This is a genomic window from Salinimicrobium oceani (assembly GCF_012037645.1).
In genome coordinates, this window is record NZ_JAAVJR010001681.1 from 1 (window position 1) to 281 (window position 281).

1 pseudogene is annotated in these 281 nt (G+C 33.5%); it reads right to left on the reverse strand.

What is annotated here, in order from left to right:
- Window positions 1–129, reverse strand: a pseudogene (locus tag HC175_RS24575) (MarC family protein); the annotation flags it as partial.
- Window positions 130–281: the final 152 nt, after the last annotated feature.

The window sequence follows — 281 nt, forward strand, 5'->3', positions numbered from 1 at the left end:
AGCTTTCTCACTTTGAATATGTCCCGCCTTCTTTCGCAGGTCAATAATGATAGGAATACTTCCAATGATATCTATTACCGCAAAGAGGATCATGCTGGCGGTAGCTATTTCTCTGAAGTTAAGTTCCATACTCAAAATTTAGCCTGCAAAAGTACTTCGAATTGACCATTAATAATTTTAATATGAAAATTTTAACAGAATGTAAATTGGTTTTTGGCTAAAGAAAACCTGCTGAAAAAAGGTATATTTACCACATGTTTCAGCTTGGAAAAACTATTGTT